The sequence below is a fragment of the Protofrankia sp. Cas3 genome, from assembly GCF_963555955.1.
Classification (GTDB): domain Bacteria; phylum Actinomycetota; class Actinomycetes; order Frankiales; family Frankiaceae; genus Protofrankia.
The window spans coordinates 1-14,915 of record NZ_CAUVXP010000143.1; the positions used below are offsets into that span (position 1 = coordinate 1).

12 protein-coding genes and 2 pseudogenes are annotated in these 14,915 nt (G+C 67.4%); 4 read left to right on the forward strand and 10 right to left on the reverse strand.

The annotated features are described in order from the left end of the window. The 7 genes and pseudogenes from U9983_RS21520 to U9983_RS21550 form a co-directional block, all read right to left on the reverse strand. Positions 1–607, reverse strand: a pseudogene (locus tag U9983_RS21520) (hypothetical protein); the annotation flags it as partial. Between the two features lie 172 nt (positions 608–779). Further along, positions 780–1,904: a PstS family phosphate ABC transporter substrate-binding protein gene (locus U9983_RS21525; protein ID WP_322755759.1), complete on the reverse strand. Its 1,125-nt coding sequence runs from the start codon at positions 1,902–1,904 to the stop codon at positions 780–782. 232 nt (positions 1,905–2,136) lie between these two features. Continuing rightward, positions 2,137–3,903, reverse strand: coding sequence for a phosphate ABC transporter substrate-binding protein PstS (locus U9983_RS21530; protein ID WP_322755760.1), 1,767 nt, complete (start codon positions 3,901–3,903; stop codon positions 2,137–2,139). A gap of 3 nt (positions 3,904–3,906) precedes the next feature. Further along, positions 3,907–5,073: a phosphate ABC transporter permease PstA gene (pstA, locus tag U9983_RS21535; protein ID WP_322755761.1), complete on the reverse strand. Its 1,167-nt coding sequence runs from the start codon at positions 5,071–5,073 to the stop codon at positions 3,907–3,909. Next, positions 5,073–6,119: a phosphate ABC transporter permease subunit PstC gene (gene pstC, locus U9983_RS21540; RefSeq protein WP_322748217.1), complete on the reverse strand. Its 1,047-nt coding sequence runs from the start codon at positions 6,117–6,119 to the stop codon at positions 5,073–5,075. The genes pstA and pstC overlap by 1 nt, the downstream gene beginning before the upstream one ends. A 283-nt stretch (positions 6,120–6,402) precedes the next feature. Further along, complete coding sequence (locus U9983_RS21545) at positions 6,403–8,445, reverse strand: FAD-dependent oxidoreductase (RefSeq protein WP_322755762.1); 2,043 nt, start codon at positions 8,443–8,445, stop codon at positions 6,403–6,405. Positions 8,446–8,634: 189 nt separating this feature from the next. Next, positions 8,635–9,204, reverse strand: coding sequence for an NUDIX hydrolase (locus U9983_RS21550; RefSeq protein ID WP_322755763.1), 570 nt, complete (start codon positions 9,202–9,204; stop codon positions 8,635–8,637). 461 nt (positions 9,205–9,665) lie between these two features. Here U9983_RS21550 and U9983_RS21555 point away from each other — a divergent pair, with 461 nt between their 5' ends. The 4 genes from U9983_RS21555 to U9983_RS21570 all read left to right on the forward strand — a co-directional run bounded on the left by U9983_RS21555 (position 9,666) and on the right by U9983_RS21570 (position 12,717). After that, complete coding sequence (locus U9983_RS21555) at positions 9,666–10,172, forward strand: pyridoxamine 5'-phosphate oxidase family protein (protein WP_322755764.1); 507 nt, start codon at positions 9,666–9,668, stop codon at positions 10,170–10,172. A gap of 119 nt (positions 10,173–10,291) precedes the next feature. Then, positions 10,292–11,584: an ATP-binding protein gene (locus U9983_RS21560; protein ID WP_322755765.1), complete on the forward strand. Its 1,293-nt coding sequence runs from the start codon at positions 10,292–10,294 to the stop codon at positions 11,582–11,584. Between the two features lie 130 nt (positions 11,585–11,714). Then, positions 11,715–12,182 carry a metalloregulator ArsR/SmtB family transcription factor gene (locus U9983_RS21565; RefSeq protein WP_322755766.1) on the forward strand — a complete coding sequence of 156 codons (468 nt, stop codon included), beginning with the start codon at positions 11,715–11,717 and terminating at the stop codon, positions 12,180–12,182. A 202-nt stretch (positions 12,183–12,384) separates the two neighbouring features. Continuing rightward, positions 12,385–12,717: a hypothetical protein gene (locus U9983_RS21570; protein ID WP_322755767.1), complete on the forward strand. Its 333-nt coding sequence runs from the start codon at positions 12,385–12,387 to the stop codon at positions 12,715–12,717. A gap of 150 nt (positions 12,718–12,867) precedes the next feature. Here U9983_RS21570 and U9983_RS21575 read toward each other — a convergent pair whose 3' ends face one another. The 3 genes and pseudogenes from U9983_RS21575 to U9983_RS21585 form a co-directional block, all read right to left on the reverse strand. Beyond that, positions 12,868–14,031 (reverse strand): thiolase C-terminal domain-containing protein, encoded by a 1,164-nt coding sequence (locus U9983_RS21575; protein WP_322755768.1) that lies wholly within the window; start codon positions 14,029–14,031, stop codon positions 12,868–12,870. Beyond that, positions 14,028–14,531 carry a Zn-ribbon domain-containing OB-fold protein gene (locus tag U9983_RS21580; RefSeq protein WP_322755769.1) on the reverse strand — a complete coding sequence of 168 codons (504 nt, stop codon included), beginning with the start codon at positions 14,529–14,531 and terminating at the stop codon, positions 14,028–14,030. The genes U9983_RS21575 and U9983_RS21580 overlap by 4 nt, the downstream gene beginning before the upstream one ends. A 182-nt stretch (positions 14,532–14,713) precedes the next feature. Continuing rightward, positions 14,714–14,915, reverse strand: a pseudogene (locus U9983_RS21585) (HNH endonuclease); the annotation flags it as partial.

The following is a 14,915-nucleotide window of genomic DNA, read 5'->3' on the forward strand; positions in this document are numbered from 1 at the left end:
AGCATGCCCCGGCTCCGAGACGGAAGGTCAACGGGATGGCGACGTGCGGCGTCCAGCTGTTCAGGAGCTCGGCGGAGGGCTGGGTGAGCTTCCACAGAACCAGCGAACACGGCCGCGTCGAGTTACAGCCCAGGCTCGTCAGCTCGCGCCCCGTCTCGACCACGAAGTCGACGCTGCCCGTCCCGTCCGGCGCTGTGATCCCTTTACGCCTGTTACCCGGACCGTCGGGACCCGCGCCGTTGAGCCCGCCGAGTGCGGTGGGATCGGAACCTGAGGCCAGGGTTTCGGACCCGTAACAGTCGGCGGCCGACTTCGGGTCGGGGCGGCACTGGTAGATCCGGACCTCGTTCGTCGACAGGTCCGCCCCGCTGGAGGGGAAGCCCTTCCAGCTGAGGTGGATCGCCTCGAAACCGAGGTCGCTCGTCTGGCTGACGGTCACCGACGCGTTCGCCCCGATCGCCGGTGCCGGGACGGTCGTCGCCACCGGGACGGCCGCGGCCCGCGCCGGCGCCGCTCCTGGCAGGAACAGGGAACCGGTGACCGCCACGACCGCGCCGGCCAGCGCGACGGCAACGCCTACCCGCTCCCTTACCAATCTCGGTGACACGTCTTCTCCAGCCGGGGAGGGACACACCGCGGACGGGTGTGCGGTGCTGTCGGAATCATTCCGCCAGTTCGGACGGAATGTATGGAGCGATCGCTCGGAACACATGGAGCGGTAGCTGCATGCACCGCAGAGCCCGGCGCGAACGCCGGGCTCTGCGTGACACGAACGTTACTTAGGAGATGCCGAACTTGGCACCACAGAGCGTGCCCGTGCCCGAGGTGGGCAGCGAGATGAAGCCCTCGTTGGCGCTGAGCGGGTGGGTGCAGATGTAGCCGGCCTTACCGAAGACCGGGGTGTAGTTCGACCAGATCTTGTCCAGACCGGTGCTGCCGGGCTGGTTCTTGAGGACGTTGAACAGCAGGCGGGCGAACTTGCCGGACGGGTTCAGCGAGTACGGGCCGGCCGCGCCGTTGGCAACGTCGGGGATGGTGGCGGGGACGCTGTCGATCTGGCGGACGGTGAAGCCGTTACGGTTGTCCACGTCGCCACCGCGGGACTGGGCGACCCACTTGCCAGCCGAATACGGCACCAGCGCGTCGCCGATCGTGTCACCGGCCTGGAGGTTGGCCTGCAGGCTCACACCGCTGTTCTCCTCGAGGGTGGCGGGCTGACGCACGCACGCACCCGGCACGAGCGCCGCGTTCGGGCCGTTCACGTTACCGCTGTTGCTCAGCGCCTTGAGGAACGAGTTCCGCGTGCCTGACCCCGACTGCGGCAGGTACGGCTGGATGGGCGAGCTCGGCAGGGCCGAGTTGATGGTGTGCCAGTCGGTGAGCGTGCAGCTGTAGATGGCGTTCAGCTGAGAGGTGCTGACGGTCTTCGGCGTCAGCTTCGGTGAGACCGGCTTCGCCGCCCAGGTCACCACGTCCTTGGCGTACGCGATGAAGGTCTTGTCGACGTCCGAGGCCTTCGTGGCGTCCGGGTAACGCGAGGAACGCGCGAAGTCGACGCACACGCCGGACGCGTTGTAGGCCGCCGGGTCGTTGTTCAGGGCCGTGACACCGGCGCTCGAACCGTTCGGCCGGGCGTAGTTCGCACAACCCGCCTTCGCCGTGATCGGGGTCGTGCCGGTCGCGTTCCAGCTGTAGAGCTTGTGCGCCGGGCTCGTCGCGTTGTACGAGACCGAGTAGTCGTTCATGATGTTCTGCGTGGTGTCTGATCCCACACCGACGATGTCGCCGGCCGCCGGGGTGACGCCCGCCGGCGGGTCGGCCAGAGCCGGTCCGCCCATGACGCCCACGGCCAGCGCCGTGGCCGTGATGGCGACCGTGAGGGCCGCCTTCTTCGGAATGTGCATGTTCCACTCCTTGTGGGGAACGGTTTTCACGCGGCGACGTTCAACCGTCGCCCGAGCCGTCGGTGGCTCGGATATGAGATTTCCATATCATTGATGAACACGGCCAGCCACCCGAGGGATTTACCGGGCAGCCACCAGGTAACCATTTCGTAAACGCCTGTGAATGTGCGTTCACAGGTATACTCGGCATTTTGTCGGGGCAGCGGCGGAATTCCCGCCACCCGGACGCCGCTCATGCCGGTGGCGAGCGCCGGCGCAGATGCGCGCTCAACAGCGGAGGAACGAAGAAGGCGGCCAGTACGCTGAGGCCGGCGAACACGAAAAGAACATTTGCCTGGTGACCGCCCTGGCGTAGGCTGGACACCGATACCGGCGCCGCGGAGATGTCACCACCACCGGAACCATTCGAGCCGCTCGAGCTTGCTCCACCGGTGGCCGTGACAACCTGTCCGGTCTCCGGGTCGATTGTCGTGCCCGCACCCGCCGAACCGGTACCGTTCGACGAGTCGCCGCCCGTCCCGGTACCCGACCCGGCGCCGCCAGAGCCGTCGCCCCCGGACGTGTCGCCCGAACCGCTGCCGGTCCCGCTCCCACTGCCGCTACCCGAGCCCGAACCGCTACCACTGGTCGAGCCCGAACCACTGCCGGAACCAGTCCCGCTGGTAGAGCCGGAACCGCCCGACGTGCTGGACGTCGCCGTGGTGCACGCCGGCGCGCCGGCCTTCGCGCAGTCGGGAGGCCGTGGCGCGGTGTTGAGAACCTGCAACGCGGGATTGTTGCAGCTGGCCAGGGTCGGTGGAGCGATGTGCCCCGGTATCCGGTTCATCTGGTCGAAGCCGGCCTGCACGAGGTTGACCGGCAGTGGTGAGAAGCCGAGGTTCTCCGCCTTCTGCTGGCCGGCGCACAGGAAGTAACTCATGAACGTCGACAGCGTCCGTCCCTTGTCGGCGGTGAAGCGCCCGACCTCCGCAGTCGGAACAATCATGTAGCTGTAGCTTGAGACCGGGTAGACGCGGGGGTCGTTGTAGGAGTAGACGCCCTCGAGGTTCTGGGTGAGGTCGGTGTTGATTTTCGCCTGCGTGAGAGCAACCGCGACATTGCCCGCGGTCGGCTGGACGTAATATCCACCGGCGTTCAGGATGCTGGCGACCGGGAAACCCGAACGCTGGGCGTAGGAATATTCGACGTAGGTGATGGCGCCCTCGCCGTACGGTGCGGCGACGTAGTTGGCGACTCCGCTCGACAGCGCCTGGCCCTTTGCCCCGGGAAACGTCGGGTAGAAGGACTGCAGGCCGCAGTTACCGGAAAAACTCGCGTACTTTCTGCAGAAATCCGTCCACAGCCCGGGGTACTGCTTCGACATGTAGAGCGTGAACTGGGCGGAGGTGCCCGAACCGTCGGAGCGCAGGACGGGGGTGATGGCCTTGTCCGGCAGCTGTCGGCCGTTGTCCGCGGTGATGGCCGGATCGGACCAGTTGGTGATGACTCCGGTGAAGATCTTGGTGAGGGTCTCACCTGAGAGCCGAAGGTTGGTGACCTGCTTGCCCGCGACGGTCAGGTGATACATGAACGACGTCCCACCGGCGACGATCGGCAGATAGGCGTAGGGCCGCCTGGCCGCGAGCGGCAGCTCGTCGGTGTCGTTGCTGCCCGGGATCCGAGGCTGGAACGGGATCTCGGAGACGGCGAAGTCGTTGAGCCCGTTCCAGTAGTCCGACCGTCCCGACGACGAGCCGTTACCGGTGTAGTTGACCGGCAGCCCGTTCTTGCGGACGTCGCGGACCCACTGGCTGATCATGATCTCGCTCCAGGTGGAGCCTGATCCGGCAACAGCGGCATAGGGGGCGTCGGCGCTGGCCGGCGGGCTCGCCGCCATCCCGACGCCGCCGACCGCGACCGCGCTCAACGCGATCGCGACGAAGCGGGCGACCAGGCGACGGCCCTTCCCGCCCGCGGTTCGCGAGCCTGGCCGGGTATTTCTGGGCAGGACGGCGAGCATCTTCTACGACACCTCCGCGGAGCGGCGCTTCTGCCGGCGTGAGAGCGCTCCGGGGTTGCGACCACCGACGACGCGGGCGAGGACGAACAGCACGAGGACGAGGATGAGCAGCGTCAGGGCCGCACCATAGGCGCGTGCGACCGACTCGGGCTGTGGAAACTTGACGTAGTTCAGGACGTAGAGCGGCAGCGAGAGCATCGCGCCGTGGGCCGGGTCGGCGTTGAGGTCGTTGGTGAAGCCCGCCGTGAGCAGCACCGGCGCGGTCTCGCCGACGCCGCGGGCAACCCCGAGGATGACCGCGGTCAGCAGGCCCGAACGGGCGGTGGGCAGGACCACGTGCCACACGGTCTTCCACTGGCTTCCGCCGAGGGCGAGGGACGCCTCCCGCAGACCACCGGGAACGATCCGCAAGACGACCTCCGCCGTCCGGGTGATGATCGGCATCATCATCACTGTGATGGCGAGCGAGGCGGCGAACCCACACCGGTTCGTGCCGAGCGACAACACCACGGTCGCGAAGACGAACAGACCCGCGACCACCGACGGGATCGCGCTCATCGTGTCGACGATCGTGCGAACCGGGCGGGCGAGGGGACCGCGTACCTCGTTGAGGAACAGGGCGGTGGTGATCCCGAGCGGAACCGAGATCAGTACCGCGACGCCGACCTGCAGCAGCGTGCCCACGATGGCGTGGAGCGCGCCGCCGGAGGTCAGCGGGTCTGACGGGGCCGTCACCGACATCGTCTGGGTGAAGAAGTTGAGGTGCAGCGCGGTGTAACCACGGAACGCCGTATAGCCAATGATCAAGGAAAGTATCGTGACGACCGTCAGCCCGGCGGCGTGGCAGATCACCGACATGACCCGGTCGGCCAGTGCGACGCCGCGGCCCTCCCGCGACAGCACGACGGTCGAGTAGACCGCCAGGAAGAGCACGTAGCAGCACAGCCAGAAACCGACGGTCCCCGACAGCGGCAGGAGCCGCTCGAAGAGAACCCAGGTCAGGCAGAGTGCGCACAGCGCTGACCCACCCACGGCGAGGACATCGTCCGCCGTGACCTGGGCCGGGCGGATCCGGACCTCCGGCGGGGACTCAGGCAGTGCGGGTCCGGCCGGGTTCCGCACTGTGCCGGGCACCGGATGCCCGAGCGGCGAAGTCGTGGTGATCGCCATCAGATCTCCGTTGCCTCGCCGGAACGGGACCGGCTGATGATGGTCGAGGCGAGCGCGTTGACCAGCAGTGTCAGGGCGAAGAGCACCAAGCCGGCACCGAAGAGCGCGGCCAGCCCGAACGACCCGGACTCGTTGTAGCGCAGCGCGATGAGTGAGGAGATCGACATCCCACCCTGCTCCAGAATGTGGATCATTCGTCCGGGTGAGGCGAAGAGCGGTGCGATGATCAGATAGACGGCGATGGTCTCGCCCAGCGCCCGCCCGAGACCGAGCATGACCGCGCCGACCATGCCGGCTCGGCCGAATGGCAGGACGACTGCGCGGATCATGCCCCAACGGGTGCCACCGAGTGCCAGTGCCCCCTCCCGTTCGCCGGCCGGAGTCTGCGAGAAGACCTCGCGCATGATCGATGTAATGATCGGCGTGACCATGAGTGCGACGACGAGCCCGGCGATGAAGGTGGACGAGGCGTACTGACCGAGACCGGTGACCCCGCGGTGGGTGTGGAAGAACGGAAACCAGCCGAGATGGTCGGCCAACCAACGGCTCACCGTGATGGCCCGGGGCTGGAGGAAGAAGAAGCCCCACAGCCCGTAGACGATGCTGGGGATGGCGGCCATGAGGTCGAGCAGGGAAACCATCGGACGGCGCAACCTACGCGGTGCGTACTCCGAGACGAACAGCGCGGTACAGATCGACAGCGGAACGGCGACGACGAGCGCGACACTGGCAATGAGGATCGTTCCCAGCAGGACCGCGCCGACACCGAACGTGTTCGAGCTCGGCAGCCACTGGGTCTCGGTGAAGAAGGACAGGCCGACCTTCCGCAGGGCCGGCAGTGCCTTGTAGAGCAGAAAGACGCCGATGAAGCCCATCGTCGTCATCACGGTTATGGCGGCCGTCCGGCTGACGCCGCGAAATACGCGGTCGGCAACTCCCGGCCGTGGGCGCGTGTCGCGCCGGACCTCGACAGGGGAACCCGCATCCCCGCCCGATGCCACCTGGCCTGTCTCCAGGTCGGTGGCCAGATACGCGCCGGGCGTCACGGTGGAGTCTCCCCCTGACCGGCGCCGGCGACGTCGGTTCTTCTCCATCGCTTCGATATAAAAACAGACATCGCCGCCCAGGTGGCGATCCGAAGGTGAACAAACCCCGAATTCTGACAACCACCGGGAGGCATCACAGGTATACGAAATGAACGGGCGTTCATTTCGTATACCTGTGATGGCGAGGCGGGGCAGGCTGCTGCGGGCCCGGACTGCTCAATCGGGGACCTTGCCCGATCGAGGACCTTGCTCGATCGGGGACCTTGCCCGATCGAGAATCGGCTCAGCCGGTTCGAACGAAGCGAGCCGCGTCGGCGACCACGTAGTTGTCGGTTCCGGTGGTGGCCACGGTCACGGTTCCCGCCGTTCCGACATCGAACGGCCAGGCCCCGATCGGCGCCCAGCGACTGCCACCGGCGCGCTGGTCCACGATGACCGTGGCCGAGCCGCCCTGGTAGGCAACGGTCACCGGCACGTTCGACGCCCGCGTGGTTGCCGACGTCCACCGCAGGTAGACCCGATAGGTGCCGGCCGTCGGTAGGGAGGGCACGAAGCGCACGCTCTTGCCACCTTTGCCGGCGTTGCCGTCATGCAGGTAGCCGGTGCCGTAGTAGCCGGCGATCGCCGTACTGGCCGTCCAGCCACCAGTGATCACTGTTGTCGGGGCGGTGTCGTCGACGGCGACGTCGGGATAGTCCAGCGCGGCCATGTCCTCGAACAGCCGGGTGCGAAGGGCCACCGGGTCGAGGGCCTGCACGGTCACAGCGCCGTCGAGCGCCAGCTTGGCCGCGGTACCGGCCGCCTGCCCGAGGATCATGAACACCGGCTCCATCCGCACCGAGCTGTAGGCGACATGCGACGCTGACAGACAGACGGGGACGATGAGGTTCGTGCACTGCGCGGCATCGGGGATCATCGCCCGGTACGGCAGCCGGTACGGTGCGGGAACGGGGATCTGGAAGTCGCCCTCGTTCTTCACCAGCCCGCTGACGACGAGCCGCTGGCTGTTGTGAGAATCCCGGGCGTAGCTGGCCAGGCCGATGCCATCGGCGACGGTGGTCTGGCCACGGCAGTCCGCCTCGGTCAGGACATAGCCCGAGCTGACCATCCGACGGGCTTCACGCACGTAGAGTTGCGGCGGCCAGTTACCGGTGGCGGTGAACTCGTCGGGTGCCAGCCCGTAGGCCGCGACCGCGGACCGGACGTCGGCGCGCACCCCGGTGTCGTTCGCCAGGAAGTAGAGCAGGCCCTGCTGGTAGGCGGTGTGATCAGCCACGATCGGCGCGCGCTGCGTCCAGGTCGCGCCCGGATAGGTGTCCGCGGCGCCGACATGGTCGAGCGAGAAGGGGCCTGCGTTGTTCCCGTCGAACTTGGCGTTCGGCAGTGGCGTGTTGTTCAGGAACGCGGCGGCCTTGTCGGTGAACGGGTCGGCGTACCCCGCCGCGATCAGCCGCGGTACGAGGGCGTAGCGGTTCGGGTCGTAACCGGCGGGCCGTGGAAACGCGATCCGGTTCGACGCCTTGGTCAGGCAGAGCCGGTAACAGTAGGCCTGGACGTGGGTGTCGCCGCTGCCGATGGCCCCCAGCGCGGCCGCGGAGATCTCGGGAAGCAACCCGCTGGTCGGGTCGCCCGCCCGCCGGTACGGGTCGACCGCGACGCTGAACTGGTTCTTGGAGAACACCTGCACGCCGTTGTTGGACTCGCCGTAGGTCGCGTTCGACTCGCGGCCGATCCGGTGGTGAACCCCCGCGAGCGCCAGCAGGTCCCCCTCGTAGGAGGCGTCGATGAACATCTGCGCCCGCACGACGGTCCCGTCGTCCGCCGTCACGGAGGTGAGCCGGGCGCCGCTGCGGCCGACGGAGGCCAGCGTCCGCCTGGTGTAGACCGGCACCTGCGCCCCGGTGAGCATGTCGCTCACGACCGTGGCGGCCACCCGTGGCTCGAAGGTGGTCAGCATCGGCGTCAACACCCCGAGCGAACCGCCGTTGTAGGCGACATACACCCTGCGGTAGAACTCGCGCGCGAGCCCGCCGACGGTGCCGCCCGTACCGATGTCGGTCCGGGCGAGCCCGCCGGTGGTCATGCCGCCGACGTGCGCGGTCGGTTCGAGGATCACCACCGAACCGCCCATGCGCCGCATCTGCACGGCGGCGGTGACACCGGCCATGCTCGCGCCGTACACGCAGAGGTCCGCCACTATCGGTGTGACCGCGGTGGCGGATGACGTGACGGTCAGCTCAAGGGCCGCGACCGAGCCGGCGGCGGCTGCCATCCGGAGCAGGTCTCGGCGGTGCAGCCCAGGATTCAGCGTCGGTCGGCGGGCCATGGATCCCCTCGTCGGTCGGGCTCGTGCCGGTCCGCACATCGATCTCCCCAGCCGGCAGGTTGGACCCTATTGACGCGTAATTGCCGGAGGCAACGACCACCGCGTCACATGCATGCGCCGATCCGGCGTCCAGCGGAAGACCGCACTGTGAATCGGACAGCCACCCCTCCCCCGGCCCCCCGGGATCCACTATGGGGACGGAACGGAGCGAGTGCGTGTGACAAGGCGGGCGACCACACGACCACCGAGACGGCTACCGAGGTCAGCGGCTGGGGCCCACCGATACCCGGTCACCTCCTCAGCCTGGATCGTCACCGCAACCTCCGCGGTGATGCCGAACAGGAACCGCAGGTCGTAGTGCGTGTGCTCGGGTTCGCCCCGAGCAGGGTTCGCCGGGATCAGGTGGGCGTCGATGTCCACTGGCCGGGACGGCAGCAGACCCGCGGATGTCGGGTCGATACCGGTTTCCTCGGCGAGTTCCCGCAGCGCAGCGTCCACGAGCGAGGAGTCGGACGGTTCGACGTGACCACCAGGTAGCAGCCACCGCCCGAGCGCGGCATGCCGGATCCGCAACACCAACCCGTCGCGAGCGACCACGACCGCGCCGCAGGTGACATGTCCCGGCATCGTCGTGCGGGAAGCTACCGGTACGCAGACCGTTGCCGCGTCGAGCAGCGGGCGCAGCACGTGAGCCTCATCGGGATAAACGTCGAGATATTGGCGGACCATCACGGTCACATCCTCGTTGGTGACGGTCACAGCGGACGGACTCCTCAGTCGTCGTTGAAGCAACGCAGCCAGGCCGACGCGATTATTTCACGGTCGCCGGGGTCAACTTCATGCACGCCAGGCTCTACCATCCCTGCGGACAATGCCGCTAGGGCAGCGAGTATTTCGCCCTGGATCAGGAAGACGAACGGACCGACTGACGCTCCACACGTGAACTGATTGACCGGTCTGTTACGCATTGGCCGCACGAAAAACGCGTCATCGAGATGATCGACCGCTTCCGGGACGTCACGCCGAACGCACTACCCGCCTACCGTCCATCATTGTCCGAGTAGTACCCATGGATCACCAGCGGACTCTATCCACGCATCTGAAGCCGGCCGCTCTAAACCTACCGAACAAGCACCTAACGGCACCTCGCTGAGAGGCAGGCCATCAGATCACAACCCTGGCCCCAGCGCGTGCCGTCCGGCGCAGCGGCAGGATTGTCGGTGCTGACTGGCAGCATGGTCGGCATGGCCAACTGGGATGACGTCGAAACGGCCGCGCCGGAACTCGCTGCGGCGGTCAGGGGTCGGTTCGAGGCGTACGGGCTCGCGATCCTCGCCACCCTGCGGCGCGACGGCTCTCCCCGGGTGAGCGGGATCGAGCCGCTGTTCGCGCTCGGCGGGCTGTGGCTCGGCATGATGCCGGACTCCCGCAAGGGAACCGACCTGCTGCGGGACCCACGCTGTGCCCTGCACAACGCGACCACGGACAAGAACGTCGCCAACGGTGATGCGAAAATCAACGGCCGTGCGGTCGTCGTGAGTGACACCGACAGTCTGAACGCCTACCGAGCGGCCTGGGCGACGTCCACGGACGCACCGGTGCCCGAGCCGTTCGCCCTGTTCAGGATCGACGTCACCGAGCTGACGATGATCGGCGTTGCCGATGACGAGCTCGTCGTGGACTTCTGGCGCGAGGGGGCCCGACCCGGACGAACCATCCGAAAATGATCATTTTCGGGCGCTCTGAGTAGCCTGCATACGACCGATCCGTACTCGAACAGATCGACGATAACGTCGGCTAACGGTAGCGTAGAAGAGCGGCGATTGGTAGTGTATAATGCCTGCGAATGGTAGCGTACGGCACTGTGCGCGAGTACCGGACCCGTGTCGTGGACAGCGAACTCGACGAATTGCTGCCTGGCCTGGCTGCGATCAGCCTGGAAGGGCCGAAGGGTGTCGGCAAGACTGCGACAGCAACGCGACGAGCCCGTACGGTCTTCACCCTGGACGACTCGGCCCAGCGCGAACTCCTGCGGGCCGATCCGCAGCGCCTCGACCGCTCACCCACGCCGGTGCTCGTCGATGAATGGCAACGTGAACCGGCGGTGTGGGACCTCGTACGCCGCAGCGTCGACCGTGACCCCGCACCCGGCCGCTTCCTGCTAACGGGTAGCGCCACGCCGACCATCGCGCCCACCCATTCCGGCGCCGGCCGGATCGTGACGCTGCGCATGCGTCCGATGAGCCTCGCGGAACGTGGGCTGGCGACTCCCGCCGTCGGACTGTCCGATCTCCTCACCGGACGACACCCGGTCGTCGACGGCTCCTCGGACCTGACCATGTCTGACTACGCCGAGGAGATCATACGGTCCGGCTTCCCGGGAATCCGCGATCTACCGGCCAGAGCCCGCAGAGCGCAACTCGACGGCTACCTCACCCGGATCGTCGAACGGGACTTCCCCGAACAAGGCCACATGGTCCGTCGACCCGCCACTCTGAAAGCGTGGCTTACCGCCCACGCCAGCGCGACCTCCACGACAACCTCGTACAGCGTCATCCTCGATGCGGCGACCGCGGGCGACGACGACAAGCCCGCCAAGACAACCACCATCGGCTATCGGGATGTGCTGTCACAGCTGTGGCTACTCGACCCGCTGAGCGGCTGGTCTCCCAATCGGAACGACTTCGCCAGGCTGGGTATGGCGCCCAAGCATCACCTGGCAGACCCGGCTCTCGCCGCACGCCTGCTCGGCGCGGACGTGCACGCACTACTGGACGACTCCGTCTCCGGACCAGCCGTCCCCCGTCACGGTCCGCTGCTCGGCGCTCTGTTCGAGTCGCTCGTAACACTCAGCATGCGCGTGTATGCACAAGCCGCCGAAGCTGTCGTGCATCACGTGCGGACCCGGAACGGGGACCACGAAGTCGATCTGATCGTCGAGCGAGCCGACCATCGCGTCGTCGCGTTCGAGATCAAACTCGCCCCTGCTGTCAGCGACCGCGACACCGTCCACCTGAGATGGCTGCGGGACCGGCTGGGCGACGACCTGCTCGACGCAGCCGTCATCACCACCGGTACCCATGCCTATCGGCGACAGGACGGCATCGCGGTTATCCCGGCCGCCGCACTGGGGCCCTGACCCTGCACTGCCCGTCACAGCGACAGCCGGAAGAGCGACAGCCGGAAGAGCGCCTGCCAGAAGGGCGCCTGCCAGAAGGGCGGGCAGAGGACCGCGACAGCGTTCCTGGGCCAAAAGATCAACCATTTGGTTGACTGATGGGCCAGGCCTTGCTACCTTCAACCATGCGGTTGAGGAATCGATCGACATGATCGGCATGGACGCCGTGTTCCACGCGCTTGCGCACGACGCACGACGCACGATGCTCCAGCGACTCGCCCTGGGCGAGCTGACGGTGGGTGAGCTTGCCGAGCCGCTGACCATGTCGCTCGCGGCTGCTTCGAAGCACGTGAAGGTTCTCGAGCGGGCGGGCCTGATCCGCCGCACCGTGGACGGTCGCCGCCATGTGTGCCGGCTGCAACCCGCCTCGCTGGCATCCGCCCTCGCATGGTTCCGCTTCTACGACCGTCACTGGAACGAGCGACTCGATGCTCTCGAGGTCCTCTTCCGCACCGACGCCAGCTCAGCCGACCCCGCCGCAGACGCCGACGCAAGCTCGGCCGACGCCATTCCAGCCGACCCCATTTCAGCCGACCCCATTTCAGTCGAGGAGCACTGATGACCCCCACGACCGCAGCGCACGCCGTCGTTCGACTGGAGCGCACCATCCCCGCCCGGGCGCGCCAGGCGGCATGAGCCTGATCGAGGCCGCGCTCTGACCCCGGCCGCGGGCTTGGGACAAGCTAGTGCAGCTCAGGCACGATCAACATCAATGCGGACCCGGCAACAAAGATCCGCAACGTTCTGGAAGTCTGATCAGCATGAGGTCTACCGACAACATCGTCAAGGTCCTTGAGCGCGACGCCATCGGGTACGCGGATCTCTTTGCCGAAGACGACGACCCGGTCGAGTATGGATGGACCATCGCCCACCGGTCAGACGTAATCCGGGTCGAGGCCGTCACCCGGCAGGCCTCCGCCGACCCCGCCGAAGCGTGGCGGTTCGCCACCGCACTGCGCGACGCGCTCCTTGGCGCGGGGTTCACGCTCGCCTTCGACTGCCGCCTCGGCGTCAGGCCCGCCAAAGGATCATCGCCGGACGGGCCCCCGCAGAGCTGGCGCGGATTCGTAGACCTCGGCCTTCAGCCATCGTGACGGGCTGATGACCGTGCCCTGACGTCTCCGCCGGCCCATCCTGCCCGGTCCGCTACCGACAACGTCCGCTGACGGTAGCGTCCGTTACCGGTAGCGTCGGGGAGCCGCGATTAGTGGCTCATGATGAGCGCACCTGGTGGCGTGAGGGCATCAGTCGCGGCGGAGCGTCACGCCCTGCGCGTTGAAGAAGAAGCCGCCGGCGGTCACGATGGCCCGGCGGGCGTCGGGGACCTGACGCTCCCCGGCCAGGCCCTGGAGCTGGTGCACCGCCTCCCGGACGTGACCCGAACCCTGCGTACCGCCCTCGGACAACGCCCCGCCGTGGGGGTTCACCGGGACCCGACCGTTGATCAGAATACGGTTGGTCTTGTCGTCCCAGTGTTCCTTGATGAAGTGGCCCGCCTCGCCGGGGCCGCAGTAGCCGACGTTCTCCAACCAGTTCAGCGTGATGATGGTGAAACCGTCATAGGGAAAGTAGACGTCGGCGTCGTCGATCCAGAAGTCGCTCTTCGCCTTGAGGGTTTCCACGACGACCTGCTGCCCGTGCTGGCGGAGGCTGGGTGTCTGATCCTCCTCGTGCCTGTCCACCATGCCCAACGCCGCGGCCTGGACGAGAACCGGCGGGTGCGGTAGGTCGCGGGCCCGCTCGGCGGTCGTGACCACGAACGCGTCCGCGCCGTCCACCGGAACGTCCATGTCGAGCATGCACAGCGGCCAGCGGATCATGCGAGCGGACAGGTAGTCGTCCATTGTCAGGGGTTTATGCATGGCCGCCGCCGGGTTGGCAGCGGCGTTCGTGCGGCCGTTGATGGCGACGTAGCCGAAATGTTCCTTCGGGACGCCGTACTCGTACATGTACCGCGACGCCCAGGCCGTGTATCCGACGCCACCGAAGACCGTCTCCGGCCCGGGCGAGACACCGGGGCTCAGGGGTCGGCGGAACGGATCCTTCAGCGCGGACGCGGTGCTCCACGCCTCCCGGTAGGCGGCGTGATAGACGAGTGCGACCTCGCACAGGCCGCTGTGCACTGCACTCACGGCGGCGGCGAGCTGGTTCACGAACGGGATCATCGGTTCGGCGAACCAGCTGATCTCGGGAATGCCGAGAATCGTCTGCAGCTCGGGAGCCGGCGGCGTCGAGCCGGAGATGCCGTCGACGTCGGCCGCGGTCAGCCCGCAGTCGCGCAGCACCTGGATGCATGCCTGTGCCGCATAGGACGCACGGCTCCGCTCGGTGTTGCGGGGCTGGAAGCCGGTGGTGGCCGCCGCGGCGATGGCCACCTTGTCCTTCATCGGGTTACGACTGCTGATCATCGTCCGGCCTCCGTTACCGCCGCGCTGGTGCTGGTGCCGGCGGCGCTACTGCCTGCGGTGGTGCTGGCCAGGCGGAACACCGGGAGCGGCGTGCCGGAGCGTTCAATCCAGTCGAGTTCAACCCGCTCCGCGATGCGGATCGCGTCACCCGCGGCCCCGACGACCGTGCTGGTGAACCGCAGCCCCTCCTGCTCGTCGAGCGCGACGGTCACGACCGGGTGTGGCGTGGCGTAGTCCACACCTTCGGCCGGCGGCCCCTGATGCAGGAAGACGGTCATGAAGATGCTCCCCTGCCCCGAGACCTCGGTGGGCACGATGTTCCACGACCAGCACGCGGGACACACGGGCTTGGGTGGGTGTCGCCAAGTGCCGCAGTCGCCACAACGGTTGATCACCAGTCGGTGCGCGAGCCGACCCCGGTAGTGCGCCGCATTGTCGCGGGTCAGGGTATGCCCCGGGAACCGGGTCACCAGTTCCTCGTCGCTGATCAGCTCGTCCATCCGACCTTCCCTCCGTCACGCGGTCCACGGTCCACGGTCCACGCGGCCCACCGCCCACCGCCCACAATACGGTTATCCAGGTTAAACGAATAGACCGCTTATCGATCACGGCTGGAGACCGCAGGGATCTGGGCCGCGTCCCACCGGTTCATCCGCCGTCCGCCGTCCGCGACGGCAGCGACTCAGAAGGGCGGTGGTTCCGGGACGGGTGGCGGTTGCGGGGTGGGCTGCGGTTGCGGGGTGGCCTCCGGTTCTGGGTGGGGTTCGGGTTCGGTCTGGTAGACCCGCAGTTCCGGACTGGTCCAGGTCACCGCGCCCGTTTCGGTGACCTCGACGGTCCAGGTCCCGTCGTGCTTCAACCGGTGATGATGCCGGCATAGCGTC

Excerpts from the sequence above, each read along its gene's own strand:
- U9983_RS21525 (WP_322755759.1), bottom strand. The coding sequence starts at position 1,904 with ATGCACATTCCGAAGAAGGCGGCCCTCACGGTCGCCATCACGGCCACG.
- U9983_RS21530 (WP_322755760.1), bottom strand. The coding sequence starts at position 3,903 with ATGCTCGCCGTCCTGCCCAGAAATACCCGGCCAGGCTCGCGAACCGCG.
- pstA (WP_322755761.1), bottom strand. The coding sequence starts at position 5,073 with ATGGCGATCACCACGACTTCGCCGCTCGGGCATCCGGTGCCCGGCACA.
- U9983_RS21545 (WP_322755762.1), bottom strand. The coding sequence starts at position 8,445 with ATGGCCCGCCGACCGACGCTGAATCCTGGGCTGCACCGCCGAGACCTG.
- U9983_RS21560 (WP_322755765.1), top strand. The coding sequence starts at position 10,292 with ATGGTAGCGTACGGCACTGTGCGCGAGTACCGGACCCGTGTCGTGGAC.
- U9983_RS21570 (WP_322755767.1), top strand. The coding sequence starts at position 12,385 with ATGAGGTCTACCGACAACATCGTCAAGGTCCTTGAGCGCGACGCCATC.
- U9983_RS21575 (WP_322755768.1), bottom strand. The coding sequence starts at position 14,031 with ATGATCAGCAGTCGTAACCCGATGAAGGACAAGGTGGCCATCGCCGCG.
- U9983_RS21580 (WP_322755769.1), bottom strand. The coding sequence starts at position 14,531 with ATGGACGAGCTGATCAGCGACGAGGAACTGGTGACCCGGTTCCCGGGG.